Origin of the sequence: Burkholderia pyrrocinia (assembly GCF_003330765.1) — a bacterium.
In the GTDB taxonomy this organism is placed as follows: Bacteria; Pseudomonadota; Gammaproteobacteria; order Burkholderiales; family Burkholderiaceae; genus Burkholderia; species Burkholderia pyrrocinia_B.
Genome location: NZ_CP024903.1, coordinates 1,601,125 through 1,614,926, shown reverse-complemented (window position 1 = coordinate 1,614,926; position 13,802 = coordinate 1,601,125). Strand labels below are relative to the sequence as shown.

Genomic DNA, 13,802 nt, shown 5'->3' with positions numbered 1-13,802 from the left:
GCGTCCGGGCAAGCGGATCAGGCAGGTCGGTTGTGCGGCTGGCCGGCGGCCGGTCGTTCCGTTCAGCGCGGGAGGCGCGAGTGTGCTTCAGCGATGACTTCGCAGTTCTCGAGGTGGAGTGCCCAAGCTTCTGCAATCAGCTCGCTCACACGTGCGAGCCAGCCAGCGGATTCGGTGGAACGGTTGGAGACATTAGAGGTTTGCATGACGAAGCCCCATATAGGTGGCGAGTTAGGGATAACCCTAATTATAGCGAAACATCACCGCTTTGTGAAATTCGATTTCATTATATGAGAATTACTGACAATTTATGTTGCTGCTGCGCAACATGAATATCGACCGCCTTTGCGTCGCGGACAGGCGCGACGAGGCCGTGCCAGCACGGCCTTGCAAGGAGAAAGAGAGGAGTAATCGAGCGGCGGGGGAGGAAAGGCGGCGCGACGATTACCGGCCGATCCACCCGAACCGCCACGACAGCCGCCGTGTCGCGGCGAGCAGCGTCTGCGCAAGGTCGCTGTCCGGCCCGCGCGGGAAGCCGCGCGATGAGCCGATGATCGCGATCACGAGCCGGATGCTGCCGGTGTGATCGAACACGGGCGCGGCGACCGTTCCGATGCCTGGCACCGGCGCGTCGAACGCAAAATCGAGCCCGTCCGCGCGGATCGTCGCGAGCCGCGCGCGGAACGCGTCGTCGGCCTGCGCGGCACCGCCGCCTGCGAGACGCACGGGTTCGTGGGCGAGCAGGTCGGCCAGCACGTCGTCGGACATGCCGGCCGCGAAGATCCGTCCGATCGCCGTATTGACGAGCGACATCACGGTGCCGACCTGCAGGCTGACGTGCTGCGGCCGCGCGGATTCCTCGAGGCGGATCACGGTCGGGCCGAGCGGTCCGAGCGTCGCGGCGGCCACGCTCATGTCGGTCGTGCCGGCCAGCGCGACGATCTCGGCTTCCGCGTCGCGCGTCGGCGAAACGCGCTGCATCGCGATCAGGCCGAGCGCCTGCCCGAGCGGGCCGCCGTCGAAGCATCCGGCATCGTCGCGGCTCAGCAGGCCGATCTTCTGCAGGCTGACGAGATGCGGAAACGCCTTCGCGGCCGGCATGCCGGCCGCCGCCGCGAGATCGCGCAGCGGCAGCGCGCGGCCCGCCGACACCAGCGCGAGCAGCAACTCGCCGGTGCTGTCGAGCGCATTGATCCCGCGCTGCGCCTTCGCGTCGTCGGCCAGCGCGGGCGGCACGCGCGGTGTGCCCGCCGCCGGTGCGGGGGTCGGTTCGGCATGTTCCGCGCCGAGCGACGCGGTGGCCTGCCGCGCCGCGTCGCGCAGTGCGGCCGCGATCGGGCCGTCCCAGCCGACCTCGATCGACCCCGTCGAACCGATTACCGTCAACGCGAGCTGCAGGCGCCCGTGCGCGTCGAATACCGGCACGCACATCGCGCTGACGCCGGGGCTCGGCCGGTCGATGCTGCGTTCGAGGCCGCGCGCGCGGATCGCATCGAGTTCGGCCTGTTGCGCGTGGGCGTCCGGCGCGGGCTGCGCGCCTTCGGCGCCCGCCAGCGTGTCGCCCGCGCCGGCCTGGCTGGCTGCCATCGCGTCGAGCTGCGCGGGATCGCCGAACGCGCGGAACACACGGCCGGTCGCCGTCGTATCGAGCGACATCACCGAACCGACGTGCAGGTTCACGTGCAACGGATAGCCGCCGTGCTCGATGCGCACGATCGTCGGGCCGAGCGCGCCCGGCACCGACAGCGCGACGCTCAAGCCCACCGCTTCCGCGAGCCGCGCCGCGTGCGGCAGCGCCGCGCGGTAGGCCGGCTGGCGCTCGATCGACATCAGCCCGAGCCGCAGCGACAACGGGCCCGGCTCGTAGTTGCCGGTGATCGCGTCGCGCTTCACGAGCGCGAGCCGCATCAGGCTGACGAGATAGGTGTGCGCCTGCGCGGTCGACAGGTCGGCCGCCGCCGCCAGCTCCGACAGCCCGAGCGGCTTGCGCCGGCGCGCGAGCGCGTCGAGCAGCCGGCCGCCGACCTCGACGCTCTGGATCCCGCGCTGCGCCTTGGGCGGCGCGTCGTCTGCGCTGACTTCGTGGTTCTGCACGCGATGATTCTTCCGTTGACGAAACCCCGCATGGTATCCGACGCCATTTATCGCGCCAGCCCGCAGGTTTACCCGTATTAGACAATAGCAAGCGACTTTGTCATTGACAAATAATCGGCGCGGGAAGATGATCCGTTCACTCCCCTCAACACATGGCTCGCAGCCACGGAACGCAACATGGCCAAAGCATTCGCCTCCCAAGCCGATCTGGAAGAGAAGAAAGTCACCTGGACGAAGCTGTCCGAGAACGCGTACGCGTACACCGCCGAAGGCGACCCGAACTCGGGCGTGATCATCGGCGACGACAGCGTGCTGATCGTCGACACGACCGCGACGCCCGCGATGGCGCAGGACCTGATCGCGAAGATCCGCAGCGTGACCGACAAGCCGATCAAGCACGTGGTGCTGTCGCACTACCACGCGGTGCGCGTGCTTGGCGCATCCGCGTATTTCGACGAAGGCGCGCAGCACGTGATCGCGAGCCGCGGCACGTACGAGATGATCGTCGAGCGCGGCGAGGCCGACATGAAGTCGGAGATCGAACGCTTCCCGCGGCTGTTCGCCGGCGTCGAGACGGTGCCCGGCCTGACCTGGCCGACGCTCGTGTTCGAGCGCGAGATCACGCTGTTCCTCGGCAAGCTCGAAGTGAAGATCATGCATGTCGGCTCGGGCCACACCAAGGGCGACACGATCGTCTGGCTGCCGTCGCAGAAGGTGCTGTTCTCGGGCGATCTCGTCGAATACGACGCCGCGTGCTACTGCGGCGACGCGCAGCTCGAACAGTGGCCGGCCACGCTCGAGGCGCTGCGCGCGCTCGGCGCCGAGAAGCTCGTGCCGGGCCGCGGCCCCGCGCTGCTGAATCCGGCCGAGGTCGACAAGGGCCTCGACTACACGAAGGATTTCGTCACGACGCTGCTCGCGCAGGGCCGCAAGGCCGTCGAGCGCAATCTCGACCTGAAGGCATCGATGGCGCTCACGCGCGAAGCGATGGATCCGAAGTTCGGTCACGTGTTCATCTACGAGCACTGCTTGCCGTTCGACGTGTCGCGCGCGTTCGACGAGGCGAGCGGCATCGCGCATCCGCGCATCTGGACTGCGCAGCGCGACAAGGACATGTGGGCCGCGCTGCAGGACTAAGAGCGGCACACGGCGGCAGCGCGTTCGCGTGAACGCGCTGCCGTTTCCCTGAAGGCGCCGGCATCGGCGGCGTTGCGCCGCGGTTCCGGCAGCCGTATCCGGTCTCACAAGAAAGCAGGGCGCATGCACGCCCTCGGAGACTGCTGCGCGCTCGATTCGCGCGGCCCGTTTGGAGAGAGACATGCCCCAATCGCTTCCCGCCGAAGCGACGCTCGCGCACGCGAGCGTTTCGGCGTCGACTTCCGCATCGGCATCCGCCGACGCGCTGCTGTTCCGCAAGATCGCGTGGCGGATCGTCCCGTTCCTGTTCCTCTGCTACGTCGTGTCGTTCCTCGACCGCATCAACATCGGCTTCGCTCAGTTGCAGATGAAGCACGATCTCGGCTTCAGCGACGCGATGTACGGCCTCGGCGCCGCGGTGTTCTACGTCGGCTACGTATTCTGCGAAGTGCCGAGCAACATGCTGCTCGCGCGTTTCGGCGCGCGTCGCACCTTCACGCGGATCATGCTGCTGTGGGGTATCGCGTCGACAGGGATGATGTTCGTGTCGCAGCCGTCGCATTTCTATGTGATGCGCTTCCTGCTCGGCGTGTTCGAAGCCGGTTTCTTTCCCGGCATCGTGCTGTACCTGACCTACTGGTTCCCGGCGAACCGGCGCGCGGCGGCGATCTCGGTGTTCTTCGCGGGCGTCGCGGTGGCCGGCGTGCTCGGCGGCCTGATGTCGGGCTGGATCATGCGCGACATGAGCGGCGTGCTCGGGCTGCACGGCTGGCAGTGGATGTTCGCGATCGAAGGTGCACCGGCGATCCTGCTCGCGTTCGCCGCGTTCACGTTCCTCGTCGACCGGCCGCAGGACGCCGCGTGGCTGACGTCCGACGAAAAGGCGCGCGTCGCCGCGCTGTGCGCGGACGGTCGCGGGCACGGCGGCGCGCATGACGGGCGCAGCGTCGCGGCCGCGCTCGCGAACCCGCGCGTGTACCTGTTCGCGTTCATCTATTTCTCGCTGACTTGCGCGTCGCTGACGCTCAACTTCTGGATGCCGCTGATGATCCGCGACTTCGGCGTGACCGACGTCGTCGCCGTGAGCCTCTACACGGTCGTGCCGAACGCGGTCGGGGCGGTGGGGCTGATCCTGATCGCGCGCCGCTCGGACCGCACCGGCGAGCGCCGCAAGCACTTCGCGTGCTGCACGATCGGCGGCGGGCTCGCGCTCGCGGCGCTGACGCTGCACCTGCACAGCTTCGCGGCGATGCTTGCGTGCCTGTCGATCGCGGCGACGCTGATTTTTGCCGCGCTGCCGATCTTCTGGGCCGTGCCGACCCGTTACCTGTCCGGCAACGCGGCCGCGGCCGGGATCGCGTTGATCAGCAGCATCGGGATCACGAGCGGCATCGTCAGCCCGTGGGTGATCGGGATGATCCGCACGCGCACGGGCAGCATGGATCTCGCCGTGTATGTGCTGGCCGCGCTGCTGTTTGCCAGCGGCGCCGCGCTGATGCTCGGCGTGAAAGGCGAAGGCGCGCCGCGCGACTGAGCAACGGCCGGTCGCTGCCCGCGGGCGGCGGCGACCGGCGCTTCGTGTCAGCTCCGCATCCGAATCCATCGAGGAGACGATCGATGTCAGCCCCTCTTCAAGCGGCCGCCGCGCCTGCCGTCGCGTCCGGTGCCGGTTCAACGGACGACGACGCGCTGTACCGCCGAATCGGCGCGCGGATCGTGCCGTTCCTGTTCGTCTGCTACATCGTGTCGATCCTCGATCGCAGCAACATCGGCTTCGCCCAGTTGCAGATGCGACAGGATCTCGGCCTGACCGACGCGATGTACAGCCTCGGCGCGGTGCTGTTCTTCGTCGGCTACGTGCTGTTCGAGGTGCCGAGCAACGCGCTGCTGCGCCGCTTCGGCGCGCGCCGTACGTTCGCGCGGATCATGTTCCTGTGGGGCGCCGTGTCGGTCGCGATGATTACCGTCGACAGCGCGAAGCATTTCTACGTGCTGCGCTTCCTGCTCGGGCTGTTCGAGGCCGGGTTCTTCCCGGGCGTGGTGTTCTACCTGACGTACTGGTATCCGGCGCGGCGGCGCGCGTCGGTGCTGTCGATCTTCTATGCGGGCGTCGCGGTGGCCGGGATGGTCGGCGGGCTGCTGTCGGGCTGGCTCATGCGCGGCATGTCGGGCGTGCTCGGGCTGCACGGCTGGCAATGGATGTTCGCGATCGAGGGCGCGCCCGCGATCCTGCTCGGCGTGATCGCGTGGTTCTGGCTGTGCGATCGTCCCGAGCACGCGCACTGGCTGTCCGACGCCGACCGGCAACGGCTCGCGGCCGATCTGGCCGCCGACCGCGGCGGTGCGGGCGCGCCTGCGCCGCATTCGCTGCGGCAGGTGCTGGCCGAACCGCGCACCTACCTGTTCGCGTTCATCTATTTCTCGCTGACCACCGCGCTGCTGATGCTGCTGTTCTGGATGCCGCTGATGATCCGCGAATTCGGCATCCACGATGTCGTGCGGATCAGCCTGCTGTCGGTCGTGCCGAACGCGGTCGGCGCGGCCGGCCTGATCGCGATCGCGCGGCGCTCGGATCGCAAGCGCGAACGGCGCCGGCACTTCGCCGCCTGCGCGTTCGGCGGCGCGGTTGCGCTCGCGCTGCTGACGCTGCACCTGCCGAGCATCGTCGCGATGATGGCGCTGCTGTCGGTCGCGGCGATGCTGATCTTCGCCGCGCATCCGGTGTTCTGGGCCGTGCCGTCCGCGTATTTCTCGGGTGCCGGCGCGGCGGGCGGGATCGCGCTGATCAGCAGCATCGGCGTGTCGAGCGGGATGATTACGCCCTGGCTGATCGGGCTGATCCGCACCAGAACCGGCAGCATGGACCCGGCGATGCTGATGATCGCGGCACTGCTGGCAGCGTGCGCGGTCGCGATGCTGCTGGGCGTGCCGCGCGGAGACGCGGTCGCGCGGGCGGAAGCTCAGCATCGATAGCGAGGTCGGGTGAAGGGGCGTTGCCGTCGTCCTGTTCCAGCCGGAAGCGGGCGCCAGGGCTACGCCCGATACACCTCGATCCGGTTGCGGCCGCGGTCCTTCGCGAGATAGAGCGCCTTGTCGGCGCGGGACAGCGGCTGGTAAGCGCCGAAGTCCGACTCCCGCATCGCGTCGATGCCGATGCTGACGGTCAGCGTGACCTGCTGATCCTCGTACATGAGCTGCGCTTGCATGGCGCGCTGCTGCACACGCCGCGCAAATGCCAGCGCCGTATCGAGATCCGATCTCGGCAGCACGATCGCGAATTCCTCGCCGCCGACCCGGCCGACGATGCCGTCCGGCCCGGTTTCCGCGAGCAGCAGCCGCGCGAAATGCCGGAGCGCCCGATCGCCGAGCGGGTGGCCCCAGCGGTCGTTCAGCGCCTTGAAGTGATCGAGATCGAGCATCAGCACCGCGGCGGGCCGGCCGGTCGCGCGCACGTCGCGCAGCGCGGTTTCGCTTTGCCGCATGAACGCGTGGCGGTTCGACAGTTGCGTCAGATGATCGGTCGTCGCCATCCGGTGCAGTTCGGCCTCGATGTGCTTGCGGTCGGTCGCGTCGGTGATGAAGCCGTGCCAGACGGTGCCGCCGTCGGCCATGCGTTGCGGGCGCGCATCGCCTTCGCGCCATCGCAGGCCCTGGCCGGGCAGCAGCACGCGATATTCGAGGCGCCACGGCGTCAGTCGCGCCGACGACGCTTGCAGCGACTGACGATAGGCGAGCAGGTCGGCCGGATGGATCCGGGTCTCGACCGCCTCCGCGCTGCGGGCGATCTGCTCGGGCGTCAGTTCGTAGATGTCGCTGACACCCGCACTCGCATAGGAAAAGAAGCGGTGCCCGTCCGCCGCCTGCCGCAACTGGAAGACGAGCCCGGGAACCTGGTCGGTGAGATCCGTGATGAGCGCGGCCGAGTCGCGCAGCCGCGCGGCGAGTTCGAGCAGCGCCGTGATGTCGGTGGTCGTGCCGACCATGCGCAGCGCACGGCCATGGCCGTCGCGGCTGATCACCTTGCCGCGGCTGCAGATCCATTTGTACGACCCGTCCTTGCAGCGGACGCGGTGCTCGACCTCGTAGCTGTCGGTGCGGCGCTCGAAGTGCGCGAGCATCGCCGCCTTCACGTCGTCGATATCGTCCGGATGCAGCCGTTCGTACGCATCCTCGATCCGGTTGCTCAGCTCGTGCGGCGCGTAACCGAGCATCGCCTTCCAGGCCGGCGAGTAATGGATCTCGCCGGTTTCCACGTTGCGGTTCCACACGCCGGTGCCGCTTTCGGTCAGTGCGAGCGTCGTCAGCGTGCTGTGTTCCTCGACGAGGTGGAGCCGCGCGTGCAGCGCGGCTTCCGTGGTGGCGCGGGCGATCGTGCGTTCGGCCAGCGCGGCGAGGTCGCGCAGGACAGTGCGCTGCGCGGTGTCGAGCGTTCGGTCGGTGTCGTCCGCGATGCACAGCGCGCCGAAGGGCGCGCCGTCGGGCGCGGTCAGTTCGCAGGCGGTGATCAGGCAGATCGGGTGCGGTGTTCCGTCAGGGTTCGCCGAGACCGGCGCAGGGGCGCTGTTGCGCAGGCGGCGTGCGAAGCAGCGTCGCCCCGGCGACGAATCCGGTTCGGTCGGCGGATGGAAGAGGTCAGGCGGCAGCGTGGCGGGCAGGATGCCGTCGGACGCCAGCAAGCGCGGCGTGCCGACCCCGGCGTCGATCTGCGCGATGCATGCGCCGGCTGCGCCGAAATGCGCGCGCGCCACGCGGCACACGGTTTCCAGCTCGGGCAGCGGCGGGGGATCCGGTGGATGGCCGGCCGATACGCGCGGGAAGACGGGCGGAGAGGCGGGCGCGTTGCCGGTCTCGGTGGTGAACATACGAAACCGCATGGTCGGATTCCGCATCGGTCGATGGTCCGGGTGATCGGACGGATGGCGCCCGATATGGCACTGCTTCGGAGATTGCAACCGTCAAGCTTACTGTTGCGCGGAATGCATGGCAAGCGGGTCGGAATCGGGTTTGGGCGTCGCTCATTTGCGCCGCGGGGGGAAAGAACCCCGCGGCGGCTTCAGGGCGCGCGCGACGTCATGCGACGGGAATCGGATTCTCGGCGATGAACTGGTTGAACTGCTCGACGAACGCGTGCTCGTTCGGCCCCGCGTTGTCGCGCAACGGCTTCGCCGCTTCGACGACGACTTCCGTCGTCGCGGTTTCGAGCAGCTTCAGCGTTTCGGCGACGAACGCGTCCAGCGGCATCGCGCGCGGGTCGCCGCTCTTGTGCACGAGGTCGGTGTCGACCCACGGCGGCGCGATTTCGAGTACGCGCACGCCGGTGTCGCGCAGCATGAAGCGTTGCGACAGCGTGTACGAGTGGATCGCGGCCTTCGTCGCCGAATAGAGGGCCGTCGACGCGAGCGGCACGTACGCGAGCACCGAACTGTTGTTGATGATCGTCGCGTCGGGCTGCCGCTTCAGGTGTTCGACGAACGCCGCGCTCACGCGCACGGGGCCGAGCAGGTTCGTCGTGACGAGCCGCACCGCCTGTTCGTCGTCGAGCGGCCCGCCGGCGTCGTCGAACGGCATGATGCCCGCGTTGTTGATCACGACGTTCAACGCCGGATAGCGCTCGATCAGTTGCGCGGCGACCTTGCGGATCTGCGCCGCGTCGCCGATATCGAGCTCGACGGTGTCGATGCCGGGATTTTGCTTCGCGATTTCATCGAGCAGCGCCTTGCGACGGCCGGCGACGATGACCTTGTTGCCGCGCTGGTGAAAGGCTTCCGCCAGCGTACGGCCGATACCCGACGTGCCGCCGGTGATGAAGATGGTATTTCCGCTGAGTTTCATGATGACGTGCTCCTGGTCTGATGGGAGGGGCTCGGGGGGACGGATGCCGGTGCTCAGCGTGCCGCTGCGTAGCGCGGGGCGGGCGAGTCGGTGGACAGGTGCGGCGCCATTGCGCGGCGCGCGCCTTCATAGGCGTCCCATTCCTCGCCTGCGTGCAGCGACGGAATCGTCACGCGTTCGCCGCGATCGAAGCCGACCAGCGCCGCGTCGACCAGGTCGGAGGCGGACATCACGATGTCCTGAGGCAGGTGCTCGAGCGGCAGGCCGCCGGTCTGCCAGAAATCGGTGGCCGTCGCGCCCGGCAGTACGGCCTGCACCTGCACGCCCTTGTCGGCGAGTTCGTGCTGCAGCGACTGGCTGAACGCGAGCACGAACGCCTTGCTGCCGCCGTAGACGCCGTTCAGCGTTTCCGGCGAGATTGCGACGATCGACGAGATGTTGATCACGGCACCGTTGCCGCGCGCGACGAAGCCGGGCACAGCCGCGTACGTGAGGCGCGTGACGGCGGTGACGTTCAGGTCGATCAAGCGCGTCATCGCATCGACGTCGCTGTCGAGCAGCGGCGTGTGCGTGCCGATGCCCGCGTTGTTCACGAGCAGCGTGATGCTCGCGTCCTGCTTCAGCGTCGTTTCGACGGTAGCCAGCGCCGCGCGATCGTTGAGGTCGGCGTCGACGATCTCGACGCTGCGCTGCGTGTCGTTGGTGATGCGCTCGGCGAGCGCGATCAGCCGGTCGCGGTTGCGCGCGACCAGGATCAGGTCATAGCCGCGGCGCGCGAGCCGGTCGGCGTAAATGGCGCCGATGCCCGACGAGGCGCCGGTAATGAGGGCGGTACCGCGATGCGCTTGAGTCATGATGTGCTCCGTTTCGATGAGGGCTGGCCGAATGGCGTAAATGCATTCTGGCTTCGAACCGGCGCGACACAAATGACGTAGATGGGTATGATTCAGGACATCGGATGTCCGCTTGATCGCGGGACGGGAGAACGCACATGCACCGAATCGGCTTTTTGATCAGCGACGGCTTCCAGATCATGGCGCTCGCCGCGCAGTCGGTGTTCGAGTACGCGAACATGGGCACCGGCGAGCCGTTCTACGCGATGGACAACTACTCGGTCGACGGCGGCGACGTGCGCTCGTCGCTCGGGCTGTCGGTCGCGACGCGAGCGCTGCGCGGGCGAATCGACGTCGATACGTGGATCGTCGCGGGCGTCAACGATCCGTTCGCTGCACCGGCGCCGGCGGGCGTCGTCGCATACCTGCGCCGTGCGAACGCGCGCGCGCGGCGGATCGCCGGGATCTGCACGGGCGCGTTCGTGCTGGCGGAAGCGGGCCTGCTCGCGCAGCGCCGCGCGACCACGCACTGGGCATACGGCCGCGACATGCAGCGGCATTACCCGGAGATTCGCGTCGAGGAAGACCGGATCTACATCGTCGACGGGCCGATCTGGACCTCGGCCGGGATGACGGCCGGCCTCGACCTCGCGCTCGCGATGGTGGAAAAGGATCTCGGCGCGGACGCGGCGCGTTCGGTCGCGCACAAGCTCGTGATGCACCAGCGCCGTGCCGGCGGCCAGTCGCAGCATTCGGAGATGCTCGATCTCGCGCCGAAATCCGACCGGATCCAGAACGCGCTGAACTACGCGCGGCAGCACCTCGGCCGCGCGCTGACCGTCGAGGAACTAGCCGAGGCTGTCCACCTGAGCCCGCGCCAGTTCAGCCGGGTGTTCACGCTCGAAACGGGGCAGTCGCCGGCGAAGGCGATCGAACGGCTGCGGCTCGAGGCCGCGCGGCTGATGATCGAGCAGAGCCGGCACCCGCTCGACGTGATCGCGAAGGAGAGCGGCTTTCGCGACCGGCGCCACATGCGCGAGGCGTTCGTGCGCGGCTTCGGCGTGCCGCCGCAGGCGATGCGGCGCGAGGCGCGCGCGGACGAGCGGGAAATCGCCTGAAGCGAAGGCCCGACGCTCAGCGCGTGACGAACGGCGCGGCGTCGTCCGGCGCCGTACGCGCATGCTTGCGCTGGCGCAGCAGCGCGACACGGCAATTCTCGCGCGCGGTCTCGCGGCCGTCGTCGTCGAGCAGCACGAGATCGCCGCGCATCACGTTGAGCGTGATCACGTCGTCGCCCGGCGCGCCGAGCGTTTCCGGCGTATGCACCGACCCGGCCGGCTCGAGCACCGTCGAACCGGCGTGCGCGACCCAGTCGTATTCGCGGTAGCGCCACGCGCCCTGCAACGTATGGACGAACACCTCGCCGTCGTGACGATGGCGCGGCAGCGTGCCGCCGGCCGGCATCTTCAGCAGCGCGGTCAACGTGTCCTCGGCCGCGTTGATGTGCAGGTACTTGATCGCCAGCCCCGGCAGGTCCGGGCTCATCGGCAGCCACGGCAGCGCGTCGCCGGGCAGGCACGAGATCGGCGGCAGGTCGGTGGAGAGCGGGGCGGACGGCTGCGTCATGGCGGGAGGCGGAGCGGAAATGGGGAGCCCGCATTATCGCAGAGCCGGATCGGGCGGCTGAACCGTGCGGTTCGCATGCGGCGCAAGCGCATCCGACGGCACGCCCGTTGCGGCCCGATATATACAGTCAAACTGTACAGTTTTTCTGCATATATGCTATCTTGCGCCCATGAGCACGCCATCTTCATCCCCCGAAACGCCCCCACTGGCCGGTCTCGCCGGCGAACTCCGCATCTCGGTCGGCAAGCTGATGCGGCGGATGCGGGAGCAGACCCACCCGAACGACCTCACGTCTTCCCAGAAATCGGTTTTGCTGCGGCTCGATCGCGACGGCCCCGCGACCGTGTCGGCGCTTGCGCGTGCCGAAAGCGTCCGCCCGCAGTCGATGCGCGTGACGGTCGCGACGCTCGATGCGCTGGGCGCCGTCAGCGGCGCGCCCGATCCGACCGACGGCCGGCAGACGCTAATCACGCTCACGCCCGGTTTCCGCAAGGTGCTGCAGGCCAACCGCGCGGCCAAGGACGACTGGCTGTTCCGCGCGCTGCACGCGCAACTGTCGGAGCGGGAACAGGCCGAGCTTGCGTCGGCCGTGAAGCTGCTGCAGCGGTTGGCGGAATTCCAGGACGCGACGCGCTCGTGAACCCCATCGATCCGCCCGCCGGGAGGAACGCCTGACCATGGACATCCTGCATCTCGTGTCGTACTTCTTCGGCGGCGCGTTCCTGACGAACGCCGTACCGCATCTCGTCAGCGGGTTGCGCGGCGAGCCATTCCAGACGCCCTTCGCGAACCCGCCGGGCCGTGGGCTGTCGTCGTCTACCGTGAACGTCGTCTGGGGCTTCGTCAATCTCGCGATCGGCTATGGGCTGGTCGGCCGGATCGGGGCTTTCGACCTGAGGGTCACAGCCGACGCAGCCGCGCTCGGCCTCGGCGTACTGGCGCTCGGCCTGTTCCTCGCGCGGCACTTCGGCGCGCTGCACGGCGGCAATGAACCGGACCGGGAGCGGCCATGAGCGTGCCGGCAGCCGGCGTGTTCCGCTCGCTTCGCAGCTTCAACTATCGCGTGTGGGCGATCGGCGCGCTGGTGTCGAACATCGGCACGTGGATCCAGCGCACCGCGCAGGACTGGCTCGTCCTCACGCAGCTCACGCATCACGACGCATCGGCGGTTGGTACGGTGATGGCGCTGCAGTTCGGGCCGCAACTCCTGCTGTTGCCGTGGACCGGTTACGCGGCCGATCGCTTCGATCAGCGCAAGCTGCTGATGGCGACGCAGGCGCTGATGGGCGTGCTGGCGCTGGCGCTCGGCGTGCTGACGGTCACGGGTGTCGCGCGGCTCGAGCACGTGTACGTGTTCGCGTTCCTGTTCGGTTGCGCGTCGGCGTTCGACGCGCCCGTGCGGCAGACCTTCGTCGCGGAACTGGTCGGCGACCGGGAACTGGCGAACGCGGTCGCGCTCAATTCGACGTCGTTCAACGCCGCGCGGATGATCGGCCCGGCGGCGGCGGGGTTCCTGATCGCGTCGGTCGGCACGGGCTGGGCGTTCCTCGCCAACGGGCTCAGCTTTTTCGCGGTGCTGGCGTCGCTGTCGCTGCTTCGGGCGGACGAACTGCGCGCGAATGTGCGGGCAAGCCGCTCGCGCAGCAGCTTGCTCGACGGGTTCCGCTACGTATGGCAGCGCGACGACCTGACGGCGATCCTCGTGATGCTGTTCCTGATCGGCACGTTCGGGCTCAATTTCCAGTTGTTCATTTCGACGATGGCCGCCAGCGTGTTTCACGTCGATGCGCGCGGCTTCGGCGTCCTGTCGTCGATGATGGCGGTCGGCACGATCTCGGGCGCGCTGCTCGCGGCCCGCCGCGAGCAACCGCGCTTCCGGCATCTGTGGATCGGCGCGGCTCTGTTCGGGCTCGGCTGCACGCTCGCCGCGCTGGCGCCGAGCTACTGGCTGTTCGCCGCCGCGCTCGTGCTGACCGGGATCGCCGCGATCACCTTCATGAACTCGACCAACAGCCTGATGCAACTGTCCACCGAGCCGGCGATGCGCGGCCGCGTGATGGCGCTGCGCCTCGCGGTCGCGCTCGGCGGCACGCCGATCGGTGCGCCGGTGGCGGGCTGGGTCGCGAACCATCTCGGCCCGCGCTGGGCGCTCGGCGTCGGCGCCGCGTCCGGCTTTGCGGCGGCGCTCGTCGCAACGCATTTCGTGAAGCGCAACCGGGACAGGCTGCGCGCAGGCGGCGCGATCGACCGGGGCGACGGCGCGTGACATAAAAGGGCGGG

12 protein-coding genes are annotated in these 13,802 nt (G+C 68.6%); 7 read left to right on the top strand and 5 right to left on the bottom strand.

Features of this window, described 5'->3' with window-relative positions:
* Positions 1–444 precede the first annotated feature (444 nt).
* A complete protein-coding gene (locus CUJ89_RS24865; RefSeq protein ID WP_114180036.1) occupies positions 445–2,094 on the bottom strand; it encodes an IclR family transcriptional regulator in 1,650 nt (549 codons plus the stop codon).
* A gap of 177 nt (positions 2,095–2,271) precedes the next feature.
* Here CUJ89_RS24865 and CUJ89_RS24860 point away from each other — a divergent pair, with 177 nt between their 5' ends.
* From CUJ89_RS24860 to CUJ89_RS24850, 3 genes are all read left to right on the top strand, one after another.
* Positions 2,272–3,231, top strand: coding sequence for an MBL fold metallo-hydrolase (locus tag CUJ89_RS24860; RefSeq protein WP_114180035.1), 960 nt, complete (start codon positions 2,272–2,274; stop codon positions 3,229–3,231).
* Between the two features lie 181 nt (positions 3,232–3,412).
* The gene (locus CUJ89_RS24855; RefSeq protein ID WP_114180034.1) at positions 3,413–4,765 is read left to right on the top strand and encodes an MFS transporter; all 1,353 of its coding nucleotides are present in this window, start codon (positions 3,413–3,415) and stop codon (positions 4,763–4,765) included.
* An 83-nt stretch (positions 4,766–4,848) separates the two neighbouring features.
* On the top strand, positions 4,849–6,204 hold the full coding sequence (locus CUJ89_RS24850; protein ID WP_114180033.1) for an MFS transporter: 1,356 nt from the start codon (positions 4,849–4,851) through the stop codon (positions 6,202–6,204).
* Positions 6,205–6,263: 59 nt separating this feature from the next.
* Here the strand turns inward: CUJ89_RS24850 and CUJ89_RS24845 are convergent, their stop codons facing one another.
* The 3 genes from CUJ89_RS24845 to CUJ89_RS24835 form a co-directional block, all read right to left on the bottom strand.
* Positions 6,264–8,105, bottom strand: coding sequence for a sensor domain-containing diguanylate cyclase (locus CUJ89_RS24845; RefSeq protein ID WP_236655075.1), 1,842 nt, complete (start codon positions 8,103–8,105; stop codon positions 6,264–6,266).
* 196 nt (positions 8,106–8,301) lie between these two features.
* Positions 8,302–9,063 (bottom strand): SDR family oxidoreductase, encoded by a 762-nt coding sequence (locus CUJ89_RS24840; RefSeq protein WP_114180031.1) that lies wholly within the window; start codon positions 9,061–9,063, stop codon positions 8,302–8,304.
* A 53-nt stretch (positions 9,064–9,116) separates the two neighbouring features.
* Positions 9,117–9,917, bottom strand: a complete 801-nt coding sequence (locus tag CUJ89_RS24835; RefSeq protein WP_114180030.1) for an SDR family NAD(P)-dependent oxidoreductase — start codon at positions 9,915–9,917, stop codon at positions 9,117–9,119.
* Between the two features lie 137 nt (positions 9,918–10,054).
* On the opposite strand from CUJ89_RS24835, the gene CUJ89_RS24830 reads away from it, so the two are divergent.
* Positions 10,055–11,014 (top strand): GlxA family transcriptional regulator, encoded by a 960-nt coding sequence (locus CUJ89_RS24830; RefSeq protein WP_114180029.1) that lies wholly within the window; start codon positions 10,055–10,057, stop codon positions 11,012–11,014.
* Between the two features lie 16 nt (positions 11,015–11,030).
* Here CUJ89_RS24830 and CUJ89_RS24825 read toward each other — a convergent pair whose 3' ends face one another.
* Positions 11,031–11,522 (bottom strand): 2,4'-dihydroxyacetophenone dioxygenase family protein, encoded by a 492-nt coding sequence (locus CUJ89_RS24825; RefSeq protein ID WP_114180028.1) that lies wholly within the window; start codon positions 11,520–11,522, stop codon positions 11,031–11,033.
* A gap of 169 nt (positions 11,523–11,691) precedes the next feature.
* Between CUJ89_RS24825 and CUJ89_RS24820 the strand changes: the two genes are divergently transcribed.
* The 3 genes from CUJ89_RS24820 to CUJ89_RS24810 are packed head-to-tail and all read left to right on the top strand — an operon-like array spanning position 11,692 to position 13,788.
* Positions 11,692–12,162, top strand: coding sequence for a MarR family winged helix-turn-helix transcriptional regulator (locus CUJ89_RS24820; RefSeq protein WP_114180027.1), 471 nt, complete (start codon positions 11,692–11,694; stop codon positions 12,160–12,162).
* Positions 12,163–12,199: 37 nt separating this feature from the next.
* The gene (locus CUJ89_RS24815; protein WP_114180026.1) at positions 12,200–12,535 is read left to right on the top strand and encodes a hypothetical protein; all 336 of its coding nucleotides are present in this window, start codon (positions 12,200–12,202) and stop codon (positions 12,533–12,535) included.
* Positions 12,532–13,788, top strand: coding sequence for an MFS transporter (locus tag CUJ89_RS24810; RefSeq protein ID WP_114180025.1), 1,257 nt, complete (start codon positions 12,532–12,534; stop codon positions 13,786–13,788). Before CUJ89_RS24815 ends, CUJ89_RS24810 begins: the two co-directional genes overlap by 4 nt.
* Positions 13,789–13,802 lie beyond the last annotated feature (14 nt).

Coding starts and splice junctions, on each gene's coding strand:
- CUJ89_RS24860 (WP_114180035.1), top strand. CDS start 2,272: ATGGCCAAAGCATTCGCCTCCCAAGCCGATCTGGAAGAGAAGAAAGTC.
- CUJ89_RS24855 (WP_114180034.1), top strand. CDS start 3,413: ATGCCCCAATCGCTTCCCGCCGAAGCGACGCTCGCGCACGCGAGCGTT.
- CUJ89_RS24850 (WP_114180033.1), top strand. CDS start 4,849: ATGTCAGCCCCTCTTCAAGCGGCCGCCGCGCCTGCCGTCGCGTCCGGT.
- CUJ89_RS24845 (WP_236655075.1), bottom strand. CDS start 8,105: ATGCGGTTTCGTATGTTCACCACCGAGACCGGCAACGCGCCCGCCTCT.
- CUJ89_RS24840 (WP_114180031.1), bottom strand. CDS start 9,063: ATGAAACTCAGCGGAAATACCATCTTCATCACCGGCGGCACGTCGGGT.
- CUJ89_RS24835 (WP_114180030.1), bottom strand. CDS start 9,917: ATGACTCAAGCGCATCGCGGTACCGCCCTCATTACCGGCGCCTCGTCG.
- CUJ89_RS24830 (WP_114180029.1), top strand. CDS start 10,055: ATGCACCGAATCGGCTTTTTGATCAGCGACGGCTTCCAGATCATGGCG.
- CUJ89_RS24825 (WP_114180028.1), bottom strand. CDS start 11,522: ATGACGCAGCCGTCCGCCCCGCTCTCCACCGACCTGCCGCCGATCTCG.
- CUJ89_RS24820 (WP_114180027.1), top strand. CDS start 11,692: ATGAGCACGCCATCTTCATCCCCCGAAACGCCCCCACTGGCCGGTCTC.
- CUJ89_RS24815 (WP_114180026.1), top strand. CDS start 12,200: ATGGACATCCTGCATCTCGTGTCGTACTTCTTCGGCGGCGCGTTCCTG.
- CUJ89_RS24810 (WP_114180025.1), top strand. CDS start 12,532: ATGAGCGTGCCGGCAGCCGGCGTGTTCCGCTCGCTTCGCAGCTTCAAC.